This is a genomic window from Devosia sp. Z11_6, from assembly GCF_058133665.1.
The window spans coordinates 1-1262 of sequence record NZ_JBYUNQ010000015.1 but is presented as its reverse complement, the minus strand read 5'-3'; the positions used below and the strand labels follow the sequence as shown (position 1 = coordinate 1262).

The 1262-nt window shown below is 60.3% G+C and carries 1 protein-coding gene; it reads left to right on the top strand.

Annotated elements, in window-relative coordinates; all coding sequences use genetic code 11:
* Positions 1-67 precede the first annotated feature (67 nt).
* Positions 68-1227, top strand: a protein-coding gene (locus tag AC3YMN_RS19290; RefSeq protein ID WP_489891293.1) for an IS3 family transposase whose coding sequence is annotated in 2 segments (ribosomal slippage) — positions 68-332 and positions 332-1227 — 1161 coding nt in all. Because the reading frame shifts where the segments join, the coding sequence is not laid out codon by codon here.
* Positions 1228-1262 lie beyond the last annotated feature (35 nt).

Sequence of the window (1262 nt, the reverse complement as noted above, 5' to 3'; positions counted from 1 at the left end):
TGGTCTGCCCCCACAGAAGTGGTCCTTTTTGAAGTATGGGAAGCTCCCATTTTGAAAGGATACGCAGATGCCCAGGATACGGCCTACGGCTGAAGAGATTGTCGCCAAGCTTCGTCAGGTTGACGTGCTGACTTCGCAGGGGAAGACGGTGGCGGAAGCTGTCCGGGCGATAGCGGTTACGGAAGTTTCGTATTATCGCTGGCGCAAGGAGTATGGTGGCCTCAAGGGCGACCAGGTGAAGCGGCTTAAAGAGCTCGAGGCCGAGAATGCGCGGTTGCGCCGGGCCGTATCGGACCTGACCTTGGACAAGATGGTGCTGGCGGAGGCCGCCCGGGGAAACTTCTAAGCCCCGCTCGCCGCCGTGCTTGTGTGGATCATGTTGTTGCCCGGTTTGGCATCTCGCAGCGGCGAGCCTGCCGGGTTCTGGGCCAGCATCGATCCACCCAGCGCACGGCTCCCCAAACCCGCGACGATGAAGCGGCTCTGACGGCCGACATCATCGAGCTTGCCACCCAGTATGGCCGGTATGGCTATCGTCGGATCACGGCGATGCTGCATCGCGCTGGATGGGTGGTGAACCACAAGCGGGTGGAGCGGATCTGGCGGCGAGAGGGGCTCAAGGTTCCACCAAAGCAACCCAAACGCGGGCGGCTCTGGCTCAATGAGGGAGCCTGCATCCGGCTGCGGCCCGAGCACTCCAATCACGTCTGGTCCTATGACTTTGTCGAGGACAGAACCCACAATGGCCGGAAGTTCCGCATGCTCAACGTCATCGACGAGTTTACCAGGGAATGCCTGGCCATCAGGATCAGTCGCAGGCTCAAGGCGGTCGACGTCGTTGATGTGCTCACCGACCTGTTCATCCTGCGCGGAGCGCCTGGGCATATTCGTTCAGACAATGGCCCCGAGTTCATCGCCAAGGCTGTCCGGGACTGGATCGCTGCCGTTGGCGCCAAGACCGCCTACATCATGCCGGGTAGTCCCTGGGAGAATGGCTATTGCGAGAGCTTCAATGCCAGACTGCGTGATGAACTGCTCGATGGCGAAATCTTCTACACGCTCAAGGAGGCGCAGATCGTCATCGAACAATGGCGCCAGCACTACAATACCACCCGACCCCATTCATCGCTCGGCTATAAGCCACCCGCACCAGAGGCCATCTCATGGCCGCCACCCCAGAGTGGATCAACCCCTCCCACGGTGGCATCAAGCCCAATTATGCACTAACAATAATCCCGGACCGCCAATGCGGGGCAGACCAC